16 protein-coding genes are annotated in these 18,950 nt (G+C 60.5%); 4 read left to right on the top strand and 12 right to left on the bottom strand.

The window, feature by feature from the left end; translation table 11 throughout:
* Nucleotides 1-21: 21 nt before the first annotated feature.
* Complete coding sequence (ptaA, locus tag AB4N98_RS17420; protein ID WP_116079742.1) at nt 22-1,116, bottom strand: pyoverdine biosynthesis transaminase PtaA; 1,095 nt, start codon at nt 1,114-1,116, stop codon at nt 22-24.
* 143 nt (nt 1,117-1,259) lie between these two features.
* A complete protein-coding gene (locus tag AB4N98_RS17415; protein ID WP_017531094.1) occupies nt 1,260-2,615 on the bottom strand; it encodes a serine hydroxymethyltransferase in 1,356 nt (451 codons plus the stop codon).
* 308 nt (nt 2,616-2,923) lie between these two features.
* On the opposite strand from AB4N98_RS17415, the gene AB4N98_RS17410 reads away from it, so the two are divergent.
* Entirely contained in the window at nt 2,924-3,526 is a 603-nt protein-coding gene (locus tag AB4N98_RS17410; RefSeq protein ID WP_017531095.1) for a helix-turn-helix transcriptional regulator, read from the top strand.
* Nucleotides 3,513-4,391, top strand: coding sequence for a queuosine precursor transporter (locus AB4N98_RS17405; protein WP_017531096.1), 879 nt, complete (start codon nt 3,513-3,515; stop codon nt 4,389-4,391). The genes AB4N98_RS17410 and AB4N98_RS17405 overlap by 14 nt, the downstream gene beginning before the upstream one ends.
* A 57-nt stretch (nt 4,392-4,448) precedes the next feature.
* Here AB4N98_RS17405 and queC read toward each other — a convergent pair whose 3' ends face one another.
* The 8 genes from queC to hmpA all read right to left on the bottom strand — a co-directional run bounded on the left by queC (nt 4,449) and on the right by hmpA (nt 12,725).
* Complete coding sequence (queC, locus tag AB4N98_RS17400) at nt 4,449-5,147, bottom strand: 7-cyano-7-deazaguanine synthase QueC (RefSeq protein WP_460148842.1); 699 nt, start codon at nt 5,145-5,147, stop codon at nt 4,449-4,451.
* Nucleotides 5,148-5,251: 104 nt separating this feature from the next.
* The gene (cyoE, locus tag AB4N98_RS17395) at nt 5,252-6,139 is read right to left on the bottom strand and encodes a heme o synthase (protein WP_003194050.1); all 888 of its coding nucleotides are present in this window, start codon (nt 6,137-6,139) and stop codon (nt 5,252-5,254) included.
* A gap of 11 nt (nt 6,140-6,150) precedes the next feature.
* Nucleotides 6,151-6,486 carry a cytochrome o ubiquinol oxidase subunit IV gene (gene cyoD / locus AB4N98_RS17390; RefSeq protein WP_003176003.1) on the bottom strand — a complete coding sequence of 112 codons (336 nt, stop codon included), beginning with the start codon at nt 6,484-6,486 and terminating at the stop codon, nt 6,151-6,153.
* Nucleotides 6,486-7,112, bottom strand: coding sequence for a cytochrome o ubiquinol oxidase subunit III (locus tag AB4N98_RS17385; protein WP_003176004.1), 627 nt, complete (start codon nt 7,110-7,112; stop codon nt 6,486-6,488). The genes cyoD and AB4N98_RS17385 overlap by 1 nt, the downstream gene beginning before the upstream one ends.
* A gap of 3 nt (nt 7,113-7,115) precedes the next feature.
* Complete coding sequence (gene cyoB, locus AB4N98_RS17380) at nt 7,116-9,134, bottom strand: cytochrome o ubiquinol oxidase subunit I (protein WP_003176005.1); 2,019 nt, start codon at nt 9,132-9,134, stop codon at nt 7,116-7,118.
* A 3-nt stretch (nt 9,135-9,137) separates the two neighbouring features.
* Nucleotides 9,138-10,079, bottom strand: a complete 942-nt coding sequence (cyoA, locus tag AB4N98_RS17375) for a ubiquinol oxidase subunit II (protein ID WP_026067513.1) — start codon at nt 10,077-10,079, stop codon at nt 9,138-9,140.
* Nucleotides 10,080-10,872: 793 nt separating this feature from the next.
* The gene (locus AB4N98_RS17370) at nt 10,873-11,379 is read right to left on the bottom strand and encodes a disulfide bond formation protein B (protein ID WP_068937464.1); all 507 of its coding nucleotides are present in this window, start codon (nt 11,377-11,379) and stop codon (nt 10,873-10,875) included.
* Between the two features lie 164 nt (nt 11,380-11,543).
* The gene (gene hmpA, locus AB4N98_RS17365; protein WP_017531100.1) at nt 11,544-12,725 is read right to left on the bottom strand and encodes an NO-inducible flavohemoprotein; all 1,182 of its coding nucleotides are present in this window, start codon (nt 12,723-12,725) and stop codon (nt 11,544-11,546) included.
* 147 nt (nt 12,726-12,872) lie between these two features.
* Here hmpA and norR point away from each other — a divergent pair, with 147 nt between their 5' ends.
* A complete protein-coding gene (gene norR, locus AB4N98_RS17360; RefSeq protein WP_017531101.1) occupies nt 12,873-14,414 on the top strand; it encodes a nitric oxide reductase transcriptional regulator NorR in 1,542 nt (513 codons plus the stop codon).
* A gap of 108 nt (nt 14,415-14,522) precedes the next feature.
* Here norR and AB4N98_RS17355 read toward each other — a convergent pair whose 3' ends face one another.
* Nucleotides 14,523-15,425: a DMT family transporter gene (locus AB4N98_RS17355; RefSeq protein ID WP_017531102.1), complete on the bottom strand. Its 903-nt coding sequence runs from the start codon at nt 15,423-15,425 to the stop codon at nt 14,523-14,525.
* 138 nt (nt 15,426-15,563) lie between these two features.
* On the opposite strand from AB4N98_RS17355, the gene AB4N98_RS17350 reads away from it, so the two are divergent.
* Nucleotides 15,564-16,436 carry a helix-turn-helix domain-containing protein gene (locus AB4N98_RS17350; RefSeq protein WP_017531103.1) on the top strand — a complete coding sequence of 291 codons (873 nt, stop codon included), beginning with the start codon at nt 15,564-15,566 and terminating at the stop codon, nt 16,434-16,436.
* Here the strand turns inward: AB4N98_RS17350 and AB4N98_RS17345 are convergent.
* On the bottom strand, nt 16,433-18,934 hold the full coding sequence (locus tag AB4N98_RS17345; protein ID WP_217855363.1) for a LuxR C-terminal-related transcriptional regulator: 2,502 nt from the start codon (nt 18,932-18,934) through the stop codon (nt 16,433-16,435). The two genes, AB4N98_RS17350 and AB4N98_RS17345, sit on opposite strands and share 4 nt — an antisense overlap.
* Between the last annotated feature and the right edge of the window lie 16 nt (nt 18,935-18,950).

The following is an 18,950-nucleotide window of genomic DNA, read 5'->3' as shown; positions in this document are numbered from 1 at the left end:
AACCCGCTCCCACACGTGGTATCAACCGACGCGCTCAACCTGCGCCGCGAACACCTCGCGAAAGCGCGCCATCTGCTGCTTGCTCCCCACCGTCACCCGCACCCACTGCGGCCAGTTTTCCCACACCCGTCCGATGAGTACGCCGTGTGCGGCGAGTGTCTCGATGACCTGCTCCGCCGGCCGCTTGACGTCGATCATGAAACAGTTGGCCTGGGAGGCCGTGCAGGCGAAACCGCGACCCTTGAGCCACGTGATGGTCTCATCGCGCAGTTGGGCATTGAGCGCCTTGCGTTGCGCCAATAATTTCACGTCTTCCAGGCTGGCAAGGCCTCCGAGCAAAGAAGCGCCCGCCGGAACGTTGTCGCCGCCAAATACCGCCAAGCGTTCCAGCAACGCCGGGTGGCCGATCGCCAAGCCCAGGCGCGCACCGGCCATGCCATAGATTTTCGAAAAGGTGCGCAGCACCAGCAGATCGTCGTGGTCCTTGACCCAATTGACCACGCTCGGCGTGTCGGCAAAGTCGATGTAAGCCTCGTCCACCACCAGCACGCTGCCCTTGGGTTTGTTGGTCAGCGCCTGGCGGATGGCTTCGATCGGGGTCAGGGTGCCGGTGGGGTTGTTAGGGTTGCACAGGTACAGCATGCCAGCCTGCGGGTCGGCCGCCAGCATGGCCGACACGTCGTGAGCATGCTCGGCGTTGAGGCTCACTTCCTTGACGGGCGCCTTGTGTGACTCGGCTGCCTGCCGTGGCACTTCGTACGACGGCGTGGCCATTACCAGGCCACGGGTTTGGCTGGTAAACGCCAGCACGGCATAACGCAATGCGGCCATGGAACCGGAAAATACCGCCACCTGCGTTTCGGCAAGCCCGTGTTGCTGGGCAAACAAACCGGCCAGCGCGTACATATGCGTGTAGGGATATCGCCCGGCCGTCGTGATCCCGCGCTGCATCGCCGCGCGGGCCGCCGGCGATGGTCCGTAGGGGCTTTCGTTATAGTTGAGCAGCACCTCGTCAGTCTCCGCCGCCGGCGGCGCGGCGACCGCCCAATTCAGGTGGCCCAGCACCGGCAGGGCGGCCCCCAGGGCCAGAAGGGATCGACGGCTGACGCTGACCATGGTGACTACTCCGTGTAGAGGGAATGGATGGGCACTGCTCCTATTGAAAGGTATGACGAGACAAGCGTCGGATGATTTAACCGAGCCCCGATAAACGAGCCGCGCGCGACCACTCAAGGCGGGGCTTTTTTCCAGCCACGGCCTCAGCTTTCCCAGTAGTCGGCGATGGGATATTTCGCGCACAGGTGCTCGAGTTCCGCACGCAATTGCGCCTGCATTGCCGGTTCCAACCGGTACTCGTGTTCGCCGAGCGGCGTCACCTGCTGCAGTATTCGGCACACCAGATCGACGACCTGTCGGCAGCCATCGGTGTCGATGTTACGTTGCGCCATGGATCCGGTGCCGATGCTCAACCCATTGTCGACAGCGCACGCGCGGGCCTGGCCCGGCACGCGATGCGTGTTCACCACGATGCCGCAGCTTTCCAATGCCACTTCGGCGATGGAACCGCTAATACCGTCGCGCAAGCGGATCTGCACGGTATGGTTTTCACTGCGCCCGCCCACCACTTCATAGCCGCGGGCCAGGAATGCACCGGCCAGCTCATCGGCCAGGCTGCGAACCCGGCCCATGCAGGCGTCAAACTCCGCGGTCATCGCGTAGCCCAGCGCGGCCGCTTTGGCGGCGATCATATTGACCGCCGGCGCGCCCTGCATGCGCGGAAATACAGCCTGGTCGAGCACACGGCTGAACGTCGCCCGCAAGCCGGGCACCTTGGTATGTGCATCGCGACCGCAAAGGATCAGCCCGCCGCGTGGGCCGCCCAGTTGTTTGTGAGTACAGGTGGTGGTGACGTGTGCCGCATTGATCGGGCTTGGGTGCCGACCTGTCGCCACCAGCCCGGCGATATGGGAGATGTCCGCCAGCAGGATCGCGCCCGCCTCATCGGCAATTGCACGGAACCGCTCGAAATCCACCACTCGCGAATAGGCCGAAGCACCGCAGAGGATAACGCGTGGCCGATGGGCCAGTGCCAGGCTGCGCACCTGCGCGTAATCAATCAGCCCCTCGGCGGTGGTGCCGTAGCGGATAGCCTTGTAATAGGCGCCGGTAAATATCGCCGGGCTGCCGTAGGTAAGGTGCCCACCATGATCAGGGGCCATGCCCAGCAGAGTATCGCCAGGTTCAAGCAGTGCGGACAGCACTTGGGCGTTGGCATGGGAGCCGGAGTGCGACTGAACATGGGCGTAGTGGGCATCAAACAGTTCACGGGCGCGGCCAATCGCCAGGGATTCGACCCGGTCGACATTCTCGCAACCGGCGCGATGGCGACTGCCCCGCGTGCCCTCGGCGGTGACGTTGACCAGTGCAGAAGCAGACGCCGCCAGAGTGCGGGGTTTTACAGCGCAGGAGGAAGGCACCAGCGACAGGGTTCGGTGTTGACGCTCGACTTCGGCGTCGAGGAGCATCGCCAGCTCCAAGTCCTCGGCGCGCAGATCTGCCATGCCTCGGCGCAGCAAGTCAGCCTGATCCTGCAGTTGTACGGTGTTGACTGCCATGGGCGATGTCCTTTTCTGGGTTGCTGCTCGTCAGTTCGTCCTGAACCGTGGCGACCAATTAAACAGGAAATTAAACATTTTCCAAATTATATGTTCTCTTTCGTCCGCTCCAACCGAGTTAATGGCCATCTGCCTTGCCTGCTGCCAGCGCCGAGCATCTTGGACTTTATTGTTGAACCGCACGCGTGCAACACTTGCGCCCGCCACGCAGCCATAAACGCCCCGGATGGGCGCTCAATCGCTGGAAAACATCCCATGGCAGCGGCAAGGTCCAAAGGTTCTGACTAAAAGGAAGTGGTGAGCACGTGATGCACAGACGCGAAAAAACCGAGCATTTGAAGAGCAACATCAAGTATCTGATCAAGAGCCGCGGCGAGACCCAGTTGTCGTTGTGCAACGCCGCCGGGCTCACCCGCACCACGATCTACAACATCCTCGAAGGAAAGGTCGTCAACGTGCAGCAGTCGACCCTGCGCAAGATTTCAGATTTTTTCGGTGTGTCTTACAAAGAAATCGAGACCATCGATTTTGAAGCCAAAGAGCTTATCGAGAGCAGCGTTTCGCCCCAAGGCAACATGAACCCGGCGGCCGTGCCGGTGCTCAAGCAAAGCCAGGTCATGCAGCACCTGGACAAGCGCATTGGCGAACTGGCCACACTCTTCCCCCTTACGTACTACTTCGGCACGTCCCACAACCTGATCGGCGTGCGGCTGGAGCAGGCCATACCGGGGGTGAACGAGCCGGGCGATCTGTTGATCATCCAAAAGGGCATGTCGAGCGACGATAAGGAAAAGTTGGTGTTCGACAGGGCCACCCAGACGCTGTCTATCCGCCGTGAACCCTGCGCCAGCTCAGAACGCCTGTGTGTACTGGGCGATATCATTGAGGAGCGCTTCAATGACGGCGTATGAAGGCGAGATCGAAAACAGCAAATACAAACTGCTTGGCTTTGAAAATGACAAGTGCCTGGCGGTGATCATGATCATCGCCACGGGCAAGATCATTCGGGTCAAGTTGAGCGAAGTCTTAAACAGCGAAATCATGGACAATCTGAACAAAATGGAAATTAAAAACCTGTACAAGAAGTTTTATTCCCAGGGCGGCGCGGTCACCGCGTACGACCTCAATGATCGCAATGAAAACTCCTGGATGATCTACATCATCCTGAACCTGCTGCTCTTCACGTTTTATATTTTTACCAGCATTGCCGCGACCAAACCGATCTACATCGAATCCCTCGACATCATCGTCACACCGGGCACTTTCCTGTATCCGCTGACCTTCCTGATCGTGGATCTGCTCAACGAGAACTTCGGCCTAAGGCTTGCCAGAAAGGCCATCCTGTTTGCCTTCGCCAGCAACGCGATGATTATTATCCTGCTCTACGGCTCGACCTTTCTGCCCGGCCTGCCAGGCTGGAAGCTCGATGGGCCTTACAACGCAGTGATCGTGCAGGTGTCATCGGTATTGATCGCGTCGTCGGTGTCGTTCCTGGTGTCGGAGAACATCAACTCGTATTTGCTGTGCAAGATCAAAGAGCTGACCAACTCCAGGTACTTGTACTTGCGCATCTTCCTCAGCACGTTCTTTGCGGTGATTATCGACAGCTTCCTGTTCTGTTTTATCGCGTTTTATGGCGCCATGCAGACCAGCGACATTGTGAGCATGATCTACGTGCAGATCGCGATCAAAGTCGGTTTTGCGTTCTTCAACATCTTGCCGGCCTATGGCGCACGTTCATTATTCAAACGCTACCTGACCAACGCCACTGCGTGATCGGCCGTTGCCTGGCGTCGTTGCAGCTGCCGAAGCAGCTGCCATGACGGTCGGCGGTCAGGCCAGTGGCAACTTCTGCTTGAGGCTCTGCATGACCCGCGCTTTGTTCTGCAGGTAATCATTCAAACCGCGCGCGCGCAGGTTGCACGCGTCGCAGTTGCCGCAGCCGGTGCCGATGATGCCGTTGTAGCAGGTCAGTGTCTGCTCACGGACCAAGTCCAGTTGCTGGTAGTAATCAGCCAATGCCCAGGTTTCAGCCTTGTTCAGCCACATCAACGGCGTGTCGAGGCGCACGTCGTATTCCATGCCCAGCTTGAGCGCCTGGTTCAACGCCTTGACGAACTCGTCGCGGCAGTCGGGGTAGCCCGAGAAGTCGGTTTCGCAGACGCCGGTGATCACCGTCTCAGCCTTGACCTGGTATGCGTAAATTGCCGCCAGGGTCAAAAACAGGATATTGCGCCCGGGCACAAAGGTGCTGGGCAGGCTGTCGCCCGAGCTGTTCACGGTGGGTACCGGGATGTTGTCACGCGTGAGGCTGCTGATGGCCAACTCGTTGAGCAACGACACATCCATCACTTTATGAACGGTGGCTCCCAACTGTTTGGCCAACTGTTGGGCGACTTCGACTTCCGCCACATGGCGCTGGCCGTAGTCGAAGGTGATGCAGTGCACTTCGTCATACAGCGCCAGCGCCTGGATCAGACAGGTCGTCGAATCCTGCCCGCCACTGAACACCATAACGGCTTTTTTACTCATTGCTTTGCTTCCTGCACGGATAGGGTTTAGCGCTAGTTTAAGGGTCACTCAATAAAAAACCCCGCGCTTCTTGCGAAGGCGGGGCTTTTTGTTGCTCATGCCACTCAGTGTGCGTAAGTCAGCAACAGCTCTTTGGGCACTTGGAAATCCAGGGACATCATCACGCTGAGCGCGGTGATGGTGAAGATCGAGAACACAAACAGCTTGCGCGCCCAGACGGTGTCATCCACCGCCTTGTAGCCGGTCCAGGCCATGTACAACCAGTACATGCCCATGGCGGCGGCGACGGCGAGGTAGCTCATGCCGGCGTAGCCACTGAAGGTCAACATCAAGGTCGCCACGAGGAAGGCCAGGATGTAGAGCAGGATGTGTTTCTTGGCGACCTGGATACCACGCTTGACCGGCAGGACCGGAATCGACGCAGCCAGGTAGTCGTTGAAACGGAAGATCGCAATGGCGTAGGAATGCGGCATCTGCCACAGGCTGAACATCACCAGCAGCGTCAGCGCGGCCATGTCGAAGCTATTGGTCACAGCCACATAACCAATCACCGGCGGCATCGCCCCCGACAGACTGCCCACCAGCGTGCCGTGAACCGACTTGCGCTTGAGGTACAGGCTGTAGAGGCCGACGTAGATGACAAAGCCGATCACGGCAAACAGCGCCGCCAGCGGGTTGGCCACCTTGTACAACAGCGCCACACCGGCAACACCCAAAACGGTCGCATAGATCAGTGCCAGCTTCAGGGAGATCAGGCCCTGGACCAGCACGCGATTCTTGGTGCGCTCCATCTTGATGTCGATGTCACGGTCGATGCAGTTGTTGAATACGCAACCGGAAGCCACCACCAGGGACGTACCGATCATCGCAGCCAGGAAGATGGCCAGATCGACATGTCCCTTGGAGGCCAGGAAGAAACCGCCCGCCACAGAAAGCACGTTACCGAAAATGATCCCCGGTTTGGTGATTTGGATAAAGTGCTTAAGCGACATCGGGTCTTACCTCACTTCGCCATCATGTAGGTGTGGATGCTGAACATGATCCACAGCGACAGACCAACCAGCAGAACGATCACCAGGCCTGCGAACACGAACGCAATCACGTTCTCGCGCTGGGCCTCGGAGCGGTCCAGGTGCAGGAAGTACACCAGGTGAACCAGCACCTGGATCACCGCGAACGCCAGGACGATCATCAGGGTGATCGACTTCGGCAAGGTCGGGTACATCACCAGGCCGAACGGGATCAGGGTCAGGATGACCGACAGGATGAAGCCGATAGCGTAAGACTTTACGCTGCCGTGGCTTGCATCGTGGCTGTCATGGGAGTGTGCATTAGCCATTACAGAGTCCCCATCAAGTAGACGACGGTGAATACGCAGATCCAGACCACGTCCAGGAAGTGCCAGAACAGGCTCAGGCAGCTCAGGCGCGTCTTGTTGGTGTTGGTCAGGCCGTGCTTATTGACCTGATACATCATCACCGCCATCCACAGCAGGCCGGCCGAAACGTGCAGGCCGTGGGTGCCAACCAGCGTGAAGAACGCCGACAGGAAGCCGCTGCGGTGCGGGCCGTAGCCTTCGGAGATCAGCAGGTGGAACTCGTTGATCTCCATGCCGATGAAGCCCAGGCCGAACAGGAACGTCAGGCCCAGCCAGCTCAGCACGCCTTTCTTGTTGCCCTTGTAGAAGGCCAACATGGCGAAGCCGTAGGTGATCGAACTGAACAACAGCAAGGCGGTTTCGCCGAGCACGTAAGGCAGTTCGAAGATGTCGTGGCCCGACGGGCCACCCGCTACGTTGTTTACCAGTACCGCGTACACCGCGAAGATCGACGCAAACAAGATGCAGTCGGTCATCAGGTAGAGCCAGAAACCGAAGACGGTCATTGGCCCCGAGTCGTGGTGATGGTCATCGTGCCCATGGTCATCGACATGGGCGTGTCCAGCATTGGTCACTAAGTTCGACATGGTTTAAGCCTGTTCCAACGAGGTTTCAACACGGTTGGCCGGGATTTTCTTCTCGGCTACCAGGCGAGCGTGCTGCTCGGCTTCGATGCGCTCGATTGTCTCGACCGGCACCATGTAGCCTTGATCATCACGTGCTGCGTGGACAATGAAGTAGCCGATGGTGCCCACCAGGCTCACGATTGCCAGCCACCAGATGTGCCAGATCATCGCGAAACCGAACACGGTCAACAGCGCACCCATCACCACGCCAGTGGCGGTGTTGCTTGGCATGTGGATCGGTTCGTAGTGCTTGGGTTGCTGGTACGCAGTACCGTCTTCCTTGGCTTCGGTGAACGCATCGATGGTGTTCGCAGTCGGGATCACGGCGAAGTTGTAGAACGGCGGTGGCGACGAGGTCGACCATTCCAGGGTGTGGCCATTCCACGGGTCGCCGGATTCGCACATGTTCTGCTTGCGATCACGCACGCTGACATACAGCTGGATCAGTTGGCAGGCGATGCCCACAGCGATCATCACCGCACCGAACATGGCGACGTACAGGTACGGCACCCACTCAGGGTTGGTGGTGGCGTTCAGACGACGGGTCATGCCCATGAAGCCCAGTGCATAGAGCGGCATGAACGCGACGAAGAAGCCCGAGATCCAGAACCAGAACGCAGCCTTGCCCCAACCCTCGTGCAGCTTGAAGCCGAACGCTTTCGGGAAGTAGAAGCTGAAGCCGGCGATGTAACCGAATACCGCACCACCGATGATCACGTTGTGGAAGTGCGCGATCACGAACAGGCTGTTGTGCAGCACGAAGTCAGCGCCCGGAATGGCCAGCAGTACGCCGGTCATGCCGCCGATGGCGAAGGTCACCATGAAGCCCAGGGTCCACAGGACCTGGCTGGTCATGCGCAGACGACCGTGGTAGATGGTGAACAGCCAGTTGAATAGCTTCACCCCCGTCGGGATGGAAATCAGCATCGTCGCCAGGCCGAAGAAGGCGTTGACGCTGGCCCCCGAACCCATGGTGAAGAAGTGGTGCAGCCAGACCATGAAGCCCAGTACGGAGATCGCGCCCGAGGCGTAGACCATCGAGTGGTGACCGAACAGGCGCTTGCCGGTAAAGGTCGAGATCACTTCGGAGAAGATACCGAACGCCGGCAGGATCAGGATGTACACCTCAGGGTGACCCCATGCCCAGAACAGGTTCACGTACATCATCGGATTGCCACCAAGTTCATTGGTGAAAATGTGGAAATCCAGGTAACGGTCAAGCGACAGCAGCGCCATGGTAGCGGCCAGGATCGGGAACGAAGCCACGATCAGTACGTTTGCCCAGGTGCAGGTCCAGGTGAAGATCGGCATGTCCATCAGTTTCATGCCAGGGGCGCGCATCTTCAGCACGGTGGCCAGGAAGTTGACCCCCGTCAGCGTCGTCCCGAGCCCTGATAACTGTAGCGCCCAGATGTAGTAGTCCACACCCACGCCAGGGCTGTACTGAATGCCCGACAACGGCGGATACGCAACCCAACCGGTCTTGGCGAATTCGCCGACGCCCAGGGACACGTTGATCAGCACAACACCGGAAACCAGCAGCCAGAAGCTCAGGGAGTTCAGGAACGGGTAGGCAACGTCACGCGCACCGATCTGCAGCGGCACCGCAAGGTTCATCAGGCCGGTGAAGAAAGGCATCGCCATGAAGATGATCATGATCACACCGTGAGCGGTGAAGATCTGGTCATAGTGTTCAGGCGGCAGGTAGCCAGGCGAACCCTCGGTGGCCATGGCCAACTGGGTACGCATCATGATGGCGTCGGCAAAGCCGCGCAGCAGCATGACCATGGCAACGATGATGTACATCACGCCAATTTTCTTGTGGTCGACCGAAGTCAGCCACTCGGTCCACAGGTAGGTCCACTTCTTGAAGTAAGTGATACCTGCAAACAGTGCCAGACCACCCAGCGCGATCATGGCGATGGTAATCATCACAATCGGCTCGTGGAACGGGACCGCATCCCAACTTAATTTACCAAACATCGTTTACTCCTCTGCCCCAGCAGTTGAATGCGCGCCCGTGTCAGAACCTTCAACCGCGGCCACTTCTTTCTTCTCGTGCTTGACCGGTTTGCCTGGTTTCATGCCTTCGTACTTGTCGACGATTTTCTGAAACAGGTTCGGCTCGTACGCGGAGTACAGGGCGACTGGGTTGTTCTGGCTTGGTTTGGTCAGGGCGTCGTATTCAGCTTGATCAAGCTGTTTAGGTGCGGCCTTGACTTCGGCTACCCAGGCGTTGAAGTCTTCCTGGCTCGTCGAGATCGCTTTGAATTTCATGCCGGTGAAGCCAGCGCCGCTGTAGTTGGCGGAGATGCCTTCCATTTCAGCTTTCTGGTTGGCGATCAGGTGCAGCTTGGTCTGCATGCCTGCCATCGCGTAGATCTGACCGCCCAGGGCAGGGATGAAGAACGAGTTCATCACAGCGTCGGAGGTGATCTTGAAGTTCAGCGGAGTGTGCTCCGGGAAGCGGATCTGGTTAACCGTGGCGATACCCAGGTCCGGGTAGATGAACAGCCACTTCCAGTCCAGCGCGACCACTTCGATGTTGATCGGCTTGACGTCGGATTCCAGCGGACGGTACGGGTCCAGTGCGTGGGTCGACTTGTAGGTCACATAACCCAGGGCAATGATGATGAGGATCGGAACCAGCCACACCGCGATTTCAATCTTGGTGGAGTGCGACCACTTCGGCGCGTAGGTGGCGCTGGTGTTGGACGCGCGGTATTTCCAGGCGAAGGCGAAGGTCATGATGATCACAGGGACCACGACCAGCAGCATCAGCAGGGTGGCGGTGATGATCAGGTTTCGTTCATCCAGGCCGACCTGTCCTTTTGGGTCGAGCAAGGTCCACTTGCAGCCTCCCAGCATTAAGAACATGCCAAGCAGCGGCAAAAAGCCTAGTAATCGGGGGTACCTGTTTTTACTCATCTCACGACCTCTAAAGCAGCTTGCGCAATGCAGTTGGGTTTTGATCGCCAACACTTCACCCTGCCAAGGGTTGGCATTTCTCTTCGATTGAATAAGAGCCTGCCCGTCACGTCACACATGTACGTTGCACGGACCTGCGGTGAGTTCTTATTCGATTTCGTGGTTAAAGGCCTTGTTACAGACCAATTCCCTTTGGTGCGGATAGTTGAAAGGCTGCCGGAACCTGGGGTCGCACAGAGCCATCCATCTGCCCCCTCGACCGCTCCAATGCTCAAATATTGAACAGCACCGGACATTCAGTGCGGGCGATTGTAGTTAGCTGGCGATGTATAAACCATGTCTTATAAAGAAATAATTTTTATCGAAAGCAGCAATAATCCTTCACCAATATCGCAAAGGTTCGCGATCTTATCGCGTTCGATTCTCAACAAAAACCACAAAAATTGCCGTGTTATAGGGCAAACCGCCACACCCCATACGCCTTGTAAGGGCAGGTAAAACCTATGCAAGCCCCCAGAAAACAAGGCATTCGGACATCACGCAAACACGCGTGCGGCGTGAGGTTGGCGGCATTGTCCAAGCTGCAAACTGACAGCACACCCCGGCTGTTTTTTGCAAATTTAAAGTGCGGTTCGGCGGCGTGGAAACGTCCTGCGCCCGCTTCCGTGTGACAACATGTCGCACACTGCGCGCACCCAAAATTGTCCGGCGTCACGCTCTGTTCACAAAACCCGCACATGCAAAAACGCCCCGGCCTTCTTTGTAGAGGGACCGGGGCGTTTGAGCGAATGGGTCAGGCCTTGCGCTGGCGATTGCGATAGATGCCCAGCGGCACCAGGACCACCGTGAGCACGAACGCCACCAGCGCCCATTGCGCCAGCGACAAGCCCAGCACCGGCGGATACGGTGTGCTGCAAAAACCATCGACCTGGAAGCCCAGCGGGAAGACCTTGGCCAGCGGCAGGTCATCGACAATCGGTTGCAGCACATCAACGCCGCAGCTCACCTGTGGGAAAAACTGGGTGTACACATGATGCCCGGCCGCCGCCACGCCCCCGAGGGCGCTGAGCACCACCAGCCCTTCGAAAAAGGTCAGCGCACTCTTGGTGCGCATGGCTGCGCCAATGAACGCGAAAAGCGCGATCAACAACAAGGCATAACGCTGCAGGATACACAGCGGGCATGGCGCCTCGCCCAGCACCACCTGCATGTACAACGCCCCGCCGATCAGCGCCAGGCAGATAATGCCCAGCAACACCAGAAAGCGCCGCTCCCTGCCTAAACGCAATTCGTCACTCATCCCCGTATTCCTTAGTTTGGTTGTGCCTATGGGCGCAAGTTTACACACAGGGAGTGGTTAAAACAGAAGGGGGTTAACAGCGGATTAATTTGGAGGAATAGAGAAGCAAATGTGGGAGGGGGCAAGCCCCCTCCCACACTTTGAACAGTGTTGTTTCGAAAAATCTATTCCAGGGCAGCCGCAGGGCCAAAGAACTCGTAGCGGCTCTGTTTCTCCGGCACGCCCAACGCCTTGAGGTGGCGCTTGATCGCCGCCATGAAGCCTTTAGGCCCCAGGAAGTAGGCGTCCACATCCCGCTGCTCGGGCAGCCACTCGGCCAGTTGCTCCTGGCTCAGCAGCCCGACCTTATCCGCCGCCGCGCTCACCCCGTCATCCTCGGCATAGCAATAGAAGCGCTTGAGCTGTGGATGCTTGGCCGCCAGTGCATCCACCCACTCGCGGAACGCATGCACCCCGCCATTACGCGCGCAATGAATAAAGTGCACCGGGCGCTGGGTGGCCAGGGCCGCTTCGAGCATCGGCAAGGTTGGGGTGATGCCGACGCCGCCGCTGATCAGTACCAGTGGCCTGTCGCTGTCTGCCAGGGTGAACTCGCCCGCTGGCGGGAACAGCTCGATCGTCGCGCCGACCTGCAACTGATCGTGCAGGTAATTGGACACCCGCCCACCCACTTCGCGCTTGACGCTGATGCGGTACTGGCCGGCATCGCTCAAGGCCGACAGGGAATAGTTGCGGCGCACTTCTTCGCCGTCGAGCACCAGCTTCATGCCGATGTATTGGCCGGGCGCGGCCTTGAGGATCGGGCCGTTGTCCACCGGGGCGAAATAAAAGGAGGTGATCTCGCCACTCTCTTGCACGCGCTGGACCACGGTAAACGATCGCGCACCGCGCCAGCCACCCACCGCATGGGCTTTCTCGTCATAGATCGCCGCCTCGGCGCCAATCAAAATATCCGCCAGTTGCCCATAGGCGGCGCCCCAGGCATTCATCACCTCGGGGGTGGCAATCTCGCTGCCCAGCACCTCGGATATCGCACGCAGCAAGCACGCCCCCACGATCGGGTAATGCTCGGGCAATATCTGCAACGCCACGTGCTTGTTGATGATCTTCGCCACCAGGTCGCCGAGTTGGTCAAGCTGGTCGATATGCCGCGCATACATCAACACGCCGTTGGCCAGGGCGCGAGGCTGGTCGCCGCTGGCTTGGTGAGCCTGGTTGAACAGCGGACGCACCTCAGGGTATTCGGCGAGCATCATGCGGTAAAAATGGGTAATCAGCGCCTCACCGCCGCTTTCCAGCAGAGGCACGGTGGATTTGACGATGGCACGGTCTTGGGCACTAAGCATGGGAGCCTCCTGGGCTTCTTTACTGACTGCCTTTACCTAGTCAGCATTCATGCCAACTAATAAACCGTTATTTTTCAATATCTTAAATTATATGTAGTCAGTATGACTTCCTACACTTTATAGTCATAAGGACTACAAGGAGTCATTATGACCGCACAGTCGCTGCTCACCACCCTGCTGCCCCTGGTCGCCGACCTGTCCCGCGACCTGCCCGAAGGCGAGCGCTACCGCCGCCTGCTGCAAGCCATGCGCGCCCTGCTGCCCTGCGATGCCGCCGCCTTGCTGCGCCTGGATGGCGAATGGCTGGTACCGTTGGCGGTGGACGGCTTGAGCGCCGACACCCTCGGCCGGCGCTTCAAGGTCAGCGAACACCCGCGCTTCGGCGTGCTGCTGAGCAGCCCCGGCCCGACACGTTTCGACAGCGACAGCGAACTGCCCGACCCTTACGACGGCCTGGTCGATGGCCTGCACGGGCACCTTGAAGTCCACGACTGCATGGGCTGCCCGTTGTTTGTCGACGACCACCCCTGGGGCCTGCTGACCCTGGACGCCCTCGACACCGAACGTTTCGAACGGGTTGAGCTCGACGCCCTGCAAGCCTTCGCCAGCCTCGCCGCCGCCACCGTCAACGTCGCCGAACGCATCGAACGCCTGGCCCTGCGTGCCGAAGACGAACACCAGCGCGCCGAGATCTACCGTCAGGCCAGCGGCCAGCAACACAACGAGATGATCGGCCAAAGCAAGGCTCATAAACGCCTGGTCGAGGAAATCAAACTGGTGGGCGGCAGCGACCTGACCGTGCTGATCACCGGCGAGACCGGAGTGGGCAAGGAGCTCGTGGCCCAGGCCATTCACGCGGCATCAACCCGTGCGGACAAACCGCTGATCAGCCTCAACTGCGCTGCCCTGCCGGAAACCCTGGTGGAAAGCGAGCTGTTCGGCCACGTCCGCGGCGCCTTTACCGGCGCGTTGAACGAGCGCCGGGGCAAGTTCGAACTGGCCAATGGCGGCACGTTGTTCCTGGATGAAGTGGGCGAACTGTCGCTGGCCGTGCAAGCCAAGCTGCTGCGGGTACTGCAAAGCGGCCAGTTGCAGCGCCTGGGGTCGGACAAGGAGCACCAGGTGGATGTGCGGCTGATCGCCGCCACCAACCGCGACCTCGCCGATGAAGTGCGCAACGGCCGCTACCGCGCCGATTTCTACCACCGCCTCAGCGTGTACCCGTTGCAAGTGCCCGCGCTGCGCGAGCGCGGACGTGATGTATTGCTGCTGGCGGGTTTCTTCCTGGAGCAGAACCGCTCACGCATGGGCCTGGGCAGCCTGCGCCTAGGCAGCGACGCCCAGGCGGCACTGTTGGCCTATAACTGGCCAGGCAATGTGCGCGAACTGGAGCATCTGATCGGACGCAGCGCGTTGAAAGCCCTGGGCAACTGTCGCGAACGTCCGAAGATTCTCAGCCTGAGCGCCCAGGACCTGGACTTGCCTGATGTCGGCGCACCGGTCGCTGACGCGCCCAGCCCAGTGGCGCCGATAACCGGCGATCTGCGCCAGGCCACCGAGCACTACCAGCGCCAGGTGATCAACGCCTGCCTCGAACGCCACCAGCACAACTGGGCCGGCGCCGCCCGCGAACTGGGCCTGGACCGCGCCAACCTGGGCCGCATGGCCAAGCGCCTTGGCCTCAAATAACCACACAACTGGATCAAATGTATGAAATGCAGGAAATGTGGGAGAGGGCTTGCCCCGCTATAGCGGTCTGGCTGACACACTGCCATCGGAGGCAAGTCCCCTCCCACATTAGACGGTCTTCGCCTGGAAGGCCGGGCTGGCAGACTTCGGCTTACGAAACACCAACACATTCCCCACCATCACCAGCACCAACCCCGCCAACGCCGGCGCGGTCCACTGGTAGCCCTCGACAAACGCCGACACATTCAGCGCCACCACCGGAAACAGCACCGTGCAATACGCCGCCCGCTCCGGCCCCATGCGCCCCACCAACGTGAGGTAGGCGGTAAAGCCGATCACCGACCCGGGAATCACCAGGTACCACAAGGCACCGATATAGCGTGCGCTCCAGTCCATCTCAAACGGGATCCCGCTTACCGCGCAATAGGTCGCCAGCATCGCGGCGCCATAGGCCATGCCCCAGGCATTGGTCGTCAACGGCTTGAGCCCGGCCTTCTGTTGCAGGCTCGACAACATATTGCCCGCCGAGAAGCACATCGTCCCCAGCAACGCCAAGCCGAGGCCGAGCAAGGTCTGAGGGCTGGCGGTATGCCCCACCAGTTCCGGCCAGAACAGCAAACCCAGGCCCGCCAGGCCGAGACCGCCGCCCATCAATACATTGCGCGCCACGCGCTGGCCGAAGAACACACGGGCGTTGAGGGCGTTCCACAACGTGGCCGTGGAAAACACCACCGCCACCAGGCCGCTGGGGATCCATTGGCTGGCGGTCAGGAAGCACATGAAGTTGATGCAGAACAGGCAGAGGCCCTGGGCCAGGCAGATCAGGTGCCCGCGTCGGTTCATCACCTGCAACTTGCGGCTGAGCAGCAACAACACAAACAGCACCAGCGCCGCGAGGCCGAAGCGATAGACGATGGACACCGGAATCGCCACCACGCCCAACTGCCATTTGAGTGCGATCCAGGTGGTACCCCAGATCAGCACGGTGAGTAGATACAAAGAAAGGTTCATAGCGGGCTCCATCGGTTGAGCCACAGTGTCGCCTTGAACCCGTACACCGTTCTTGCACAATCTTGCGCTTTTGTCGGGCGCCCGGATCACAGCGCAGGCTTCGCGGAGTAGGATGCAAAGCGTCGGAGAACACTCACCATGCCAGACCTGGAATCCCTGCAAGTCTTTCAAGCCCTTAACCGCTCGCCCAACGCACGCCTTGAAGCCTGCGCCGAGCTCGGTGACGGCTTGTCCGCAGCCTTGTGGAGCAACCACCACGACGCCCAGGATTACCAGGCGCCCAGCCATCACACTTTGTCCTGTTACATCGGCGGCGGCACCGGCACGTTTCGGCGTGACCAACCGGGCACCAAGGGTGGGCCCGACAAGTTGTGCATCCTGCCGGCCGAGCACCAGTCGGCGTGGGTGATCAACGGTGAGATCCGCCTGGCCCATGTGTATTTCAGCGCGGAGCAATTTGCCCTGGGTTGCGTCACCCTGCTCGACCGCGAACCGCGCGCGCTGGAGCTGCGCGAAAGCACCTTCCTGGAAGACGCCCGCCAGGCCCGGCGCTTCCACCAGCTCATCGCCCTCAACTGGGCCGAGCCCGCCGAACGCTTGCTGACCAGCAGCCTGGCCCATGAAATGCTCAGCCACACCTTGCTCAGCCAAGTCGGCAGCCGCGAAGGCCTGCGCCTCAAAGGTGGCTTGGCGGCATACCAGCGACGGCTATTGGTGGACTACATCGAGCAACACCTGGAAGAGCCGCTCAGCCTCGGGCAACTGGCCGGGCTGTGTGCGCTGTCGCACTACCACTTCGCGCGGATGTTCCGCCAAAGCTTCGGCCTGCCGCCCCACCAGTACCTGCTGGCGCGCCGGCTCAGCCGCGCGCAACACCTGCTGCGCAGCGGCGCCCTGGCCCTGGGTGAAATTGCCTTGCTGTGCGGGTTTTCCAGCGCCAGCCACTTCACCCATCGCTTCCGCCAGGCCATGGGCGCGGCGCCTGGCGATTACCGCCAGGCCTTCATTTAAACCATCAAGCCCAGCGTCTTGGCCTTGGCCACCGCTTGGGTGCGTCGCTCCACCCCGAGCTTGCTGTGGATACGCCGCGCGTGGGTCTTGACGGTGTGCAGGGAAATAAACAGCCGGTCGGCGATTTCCAGGTTGGAACTGCCCAACGCGATCAACTGCAACACCTCCAACTCACGCTGGCTCAAGGGGTTTTCCACTGCCCCCGAAGTGCATGCGCGGGGTTCCATGCCCAGTTCACTCAACAACCCCGGCGAGCGTAGCCGCAGCTCGCGGATCGCTTGTTGCACCTGGCAACGCTCGGCCAACTCCAAGCCGTTTTGCAGCGAGCGACGCGCCAACGCGGGCTCGCCGACGTGCCAGGCGACTTCCCCCAGCACCAGGTGCAGTTCGGTTTCCAGGCAGAGCATGCCGCGCTGATGAGTCGCCTGCAGCAAGGCACTGAGCCGCGCCACCGGTTGCTCGGCGCAACCGAGCTTCACCTCCGCCAACACCAGCAGGTATTCAAGGCGCGGGATCAATTCCAGGGTGGCCGGCGGCGCTTGTTTGGCCTGGGGCCCACGGAAGTGGCGCAATACGCGACGCATCGCTTCCACGGTCAGTTCGGCGCGGCCCTGCTGCAACCAGAAGTGCCCACTGACCAACAACAGCACGGCGCGGTACACCGTGTCCGGCACCTGGCGTTGCTGCATCAGGCGCTCGGCCTCGCGCAACTGGAAAAATGCCTGGGCGTAATCGCCACGATTGGCAGCCACCAGCGCCAGGCCGAGAAACCCGTAGAGCACGCGTTTGTCCTGGCTGTGCAGGCACATCTTCATGCCGCTCTCGAAACACTCCACCGCCAGGCTATCCTGCCCCTGGCGCAGGGCCAGATGCCCACGGCGCAGAGCGATACGCCCAACCAACGGGCCCGCGCTGAGCCGCTGTTTAAGCAACATCGCCTGCACCCCTTCCAGCAGGCTTTGCGCACGGTAAGGCGCGCCGCGCTGTTCCAGCAACTGGGCGTGATCCAGCTCGAGCAGCGCCTCCAGCAACAATGAGCCATGGGCGCGAGCCAGGCACAACGCCTCGCGGTTCAGGCCCTGGGCCACGTCCAGTTCACCGCGCAGCAAGGCTTGCTGGGTCAGCCCCGACAGGCACATCAGGCGCGAGGTCCAGGCGCTGTCGGGCAAGGCTTGCAGGGCTTCCAGAAAATGCCCGCGAGAACCCTCGGCATCGCCGCCCAGGTGCAACAGCCAGCCCCACTGCGCCTGCCAGCGCGCCAGCAAATGTCGCTGGCGGGGCGCCGTGGATTGCGGGGCAAACCGCGCGAGCTGATCGATGCACACCGCCGCCTGATCGAAGCGCCCGGCGAACAGCAGCGCCGCCGTCAGCAGGCCCACCAGTTGCGCCGAACCGAGCATCAATTCATCGCCGTGCTGTTCATGCAGACGCAACAGCAGCGCGGCGTTTTGCTGGCGGAACAGGTCCTCGAAACTGAAGTGCTGCAACAGGCTCACCGCCACTTCATATTCTTCGGCCAACAGCGCCTGCTCGAAGGCGGCCTGCCAGTCCTGTTCGGCGCAGAACCATTGGCAGGCGCGCCGGTGCCACGAGCGCTTGGCCGGCCAGGGTGCGTTGCGCATCAACTGCGCCAGCGGCGGAAAAACCTGCAGCCAGTCGCTGTCTTCCCACGGCTGGATAAATGCACCGAGGGCCTGTAGATCGCGCAGATACTGGTCGCCATCACCGGCGCCGAACAGATGCTCGCACAGGCCAATGTTGAAACGCGGCAGATGGGCCAGCACCTGCCAGGCCTCCGTCAGTTCGGGCGGCAGGGTGCTGAAGAGTTCATGTTGCAGGTAATCGAGCAGGGTTTTGTCGGGATGGCCGTCGCCCAGCAAGGCGATGCGCACCCCGGCGCACCAGCCGGCGCTGAACTGCAACACACTGTGCAGAGTCTGCCCCGGCGCATGGCTGAGCAGTTGCTGGATTTCCGCCGGGTTGAACGCCAGTTCGGCGCCACATTCGAGCAGCTCATCGTCGAGCAGCAGCCGCGGCCAGTTACACGCCGGCCGCCGTCGCGCGCCCAGCCACCAGGTCAGCGCCGGGCTGCTGGCAATGAGTAGGCGATCGAGCAAGGCGTCGGTGGCAGGAGCGGGCAAGCGGCAAAAATCATCGAGGAACAGCCAGGCAGGGGTCTGCCAACGGCTGAGGTCCAGCAGCAAGGTGGCTTCATCGGTAAACGCCAGGCCCAGGTTCTGCGCCAGGTGCCGACACAGGTCGAGCGGGCTGAGGGCCACGCCATTGAGGGGCAGCCAATACACCTGACAACCCGTCGGCGCCTGCAATGCGCATTCAGCGAGCAAGGCACTCTTGCCGCTGCCGCCGGGCGCGCACAACAACTTGACCCGTACCTGCGCCGCCAGCAACGGCTCGGCCAGGCGCGGGCGCAGCAGATGATGGGCGGACAGCCGAGGCATGAATCCAGGACGGTCCAGGCAGCGTGTCATGGCAGTCATTGCTGCATCCTGCGTT

This window comes from Pseudomonas sp. S3_E10 (assembly GCF_054667615.1).
This window is presented reverse-complemented; position numbering and strand designations above follow the sequence as displayed.

Bases quoted from the DNA above. Each gene is read 5' to 3' on its own strand.
- ptaA (WP_116079742.1), bottom strand. From the start codon at position 1,116: ATGGTCAGCGTCAGCCGTCGATCCCTTCTGGCCCTGGGGGCCGCCCTG.
- AB4N98_RS17385 (WP_003176004.1), bottom strand. From the start codon at position 7,112: ATGTCGAACTTAGTGACCAATGCTGGACACGCCCATGTCGATGACCAT.
- AB4N98_RS17405 (WP_017531096.1), top strand. From the start codon at position 3,513: ATGACGGCGTATGAAGGCGAGATCGAAAACAGCAAATACAAACTGCTT.
- AB4N98_RS17355 (WP_017531102.1), bottom strand. From the start codon at position 15,425: ATGAACCTTTCTTTGTATCTACTCACCGTGCTGATCTGGGGTACCACC.
- norR (WP_017531101.1), top strand. From the start codon at position 12,873: ATGACCGCACAGTCGCTGCTCACCACCCTGCTGCCCCTGGTCGCCGAC.
- cyoB (WP_003176005.1), bottom strand. From the start codon at position 9,134: ATGTTTGGTAAATTAAGTTGGGATGCGGTCCCGTTCCACGAGCCGATT.
- queC (WP_460148842.1), bottom strand. From the start codon at position 5,147: ATGAGTAAAAAAGCCGTTATGGTGTTCAGTGGCGGGCAGGATTCGACG.
- cyoA (WP_026067513.1), bottom strand. From the start codon at position 10,079: ATGAGTAAAAACAGGTACCCCCGATTACTAGGCTTTTTGCCGCTGCTT.
- AB4N98_RS17345 (WP_217855363.1), bottom strand. From the start codon at position 18,934: ATGACTGCCATGACACGCTGCCTGGACCGTCCTGGATTCATGCCTCGG.
- AB4N98_RS17410 (WP_017531095.1), top strand. From the start codon at position 2,924: ATGCACAGACGCGAAAAAACCGAGCATTTGAAGAGCAACATCAAGTAT.
- AB4N98_RS17415 (WP_017531094.1), bottom strand. From the start codon at position 2,615: ATGGCAGTCAACACCGTACAACTGCAGGATCAGGCTGACTTGCTGCGC.
- cyoD (WP_003176003.1), bottom strand. From the start codon at position 6,486: ATGGCTAATGCACACTCCCATGACAGCCACGATGCAAGCCACGGCAGC.
- AB4N98_RS17370 (WP_068937464.1), bottom strand. From the start codon at position 11,379: ATGAGTGACGAATTGCGTTTAGGCAGGGAGCGGCGCTTTCTGGTGTTG.
- AB4N98_RS17350 (WP_017531103.1), top strand. From the start codon at position 15,564: ATGCCAGACCTGGAATCCCTGCAAGTCTTTCAAGCCCTTAACCGCTCG.
- cyoE (WP_003194050.1), bottom strand. From the start codon at position 6,139: ATGTCGCTTAAGCACTTTATCCAAATCACCAAACCGGGGATCATTTTC.
- hmpA (WP_017531100.1), bottom strand. From the start codon at position 12,725: ATGCTTAGTGCCCAAGACCGTGCCATCGTCAAATCCACCGTGCCTCTG.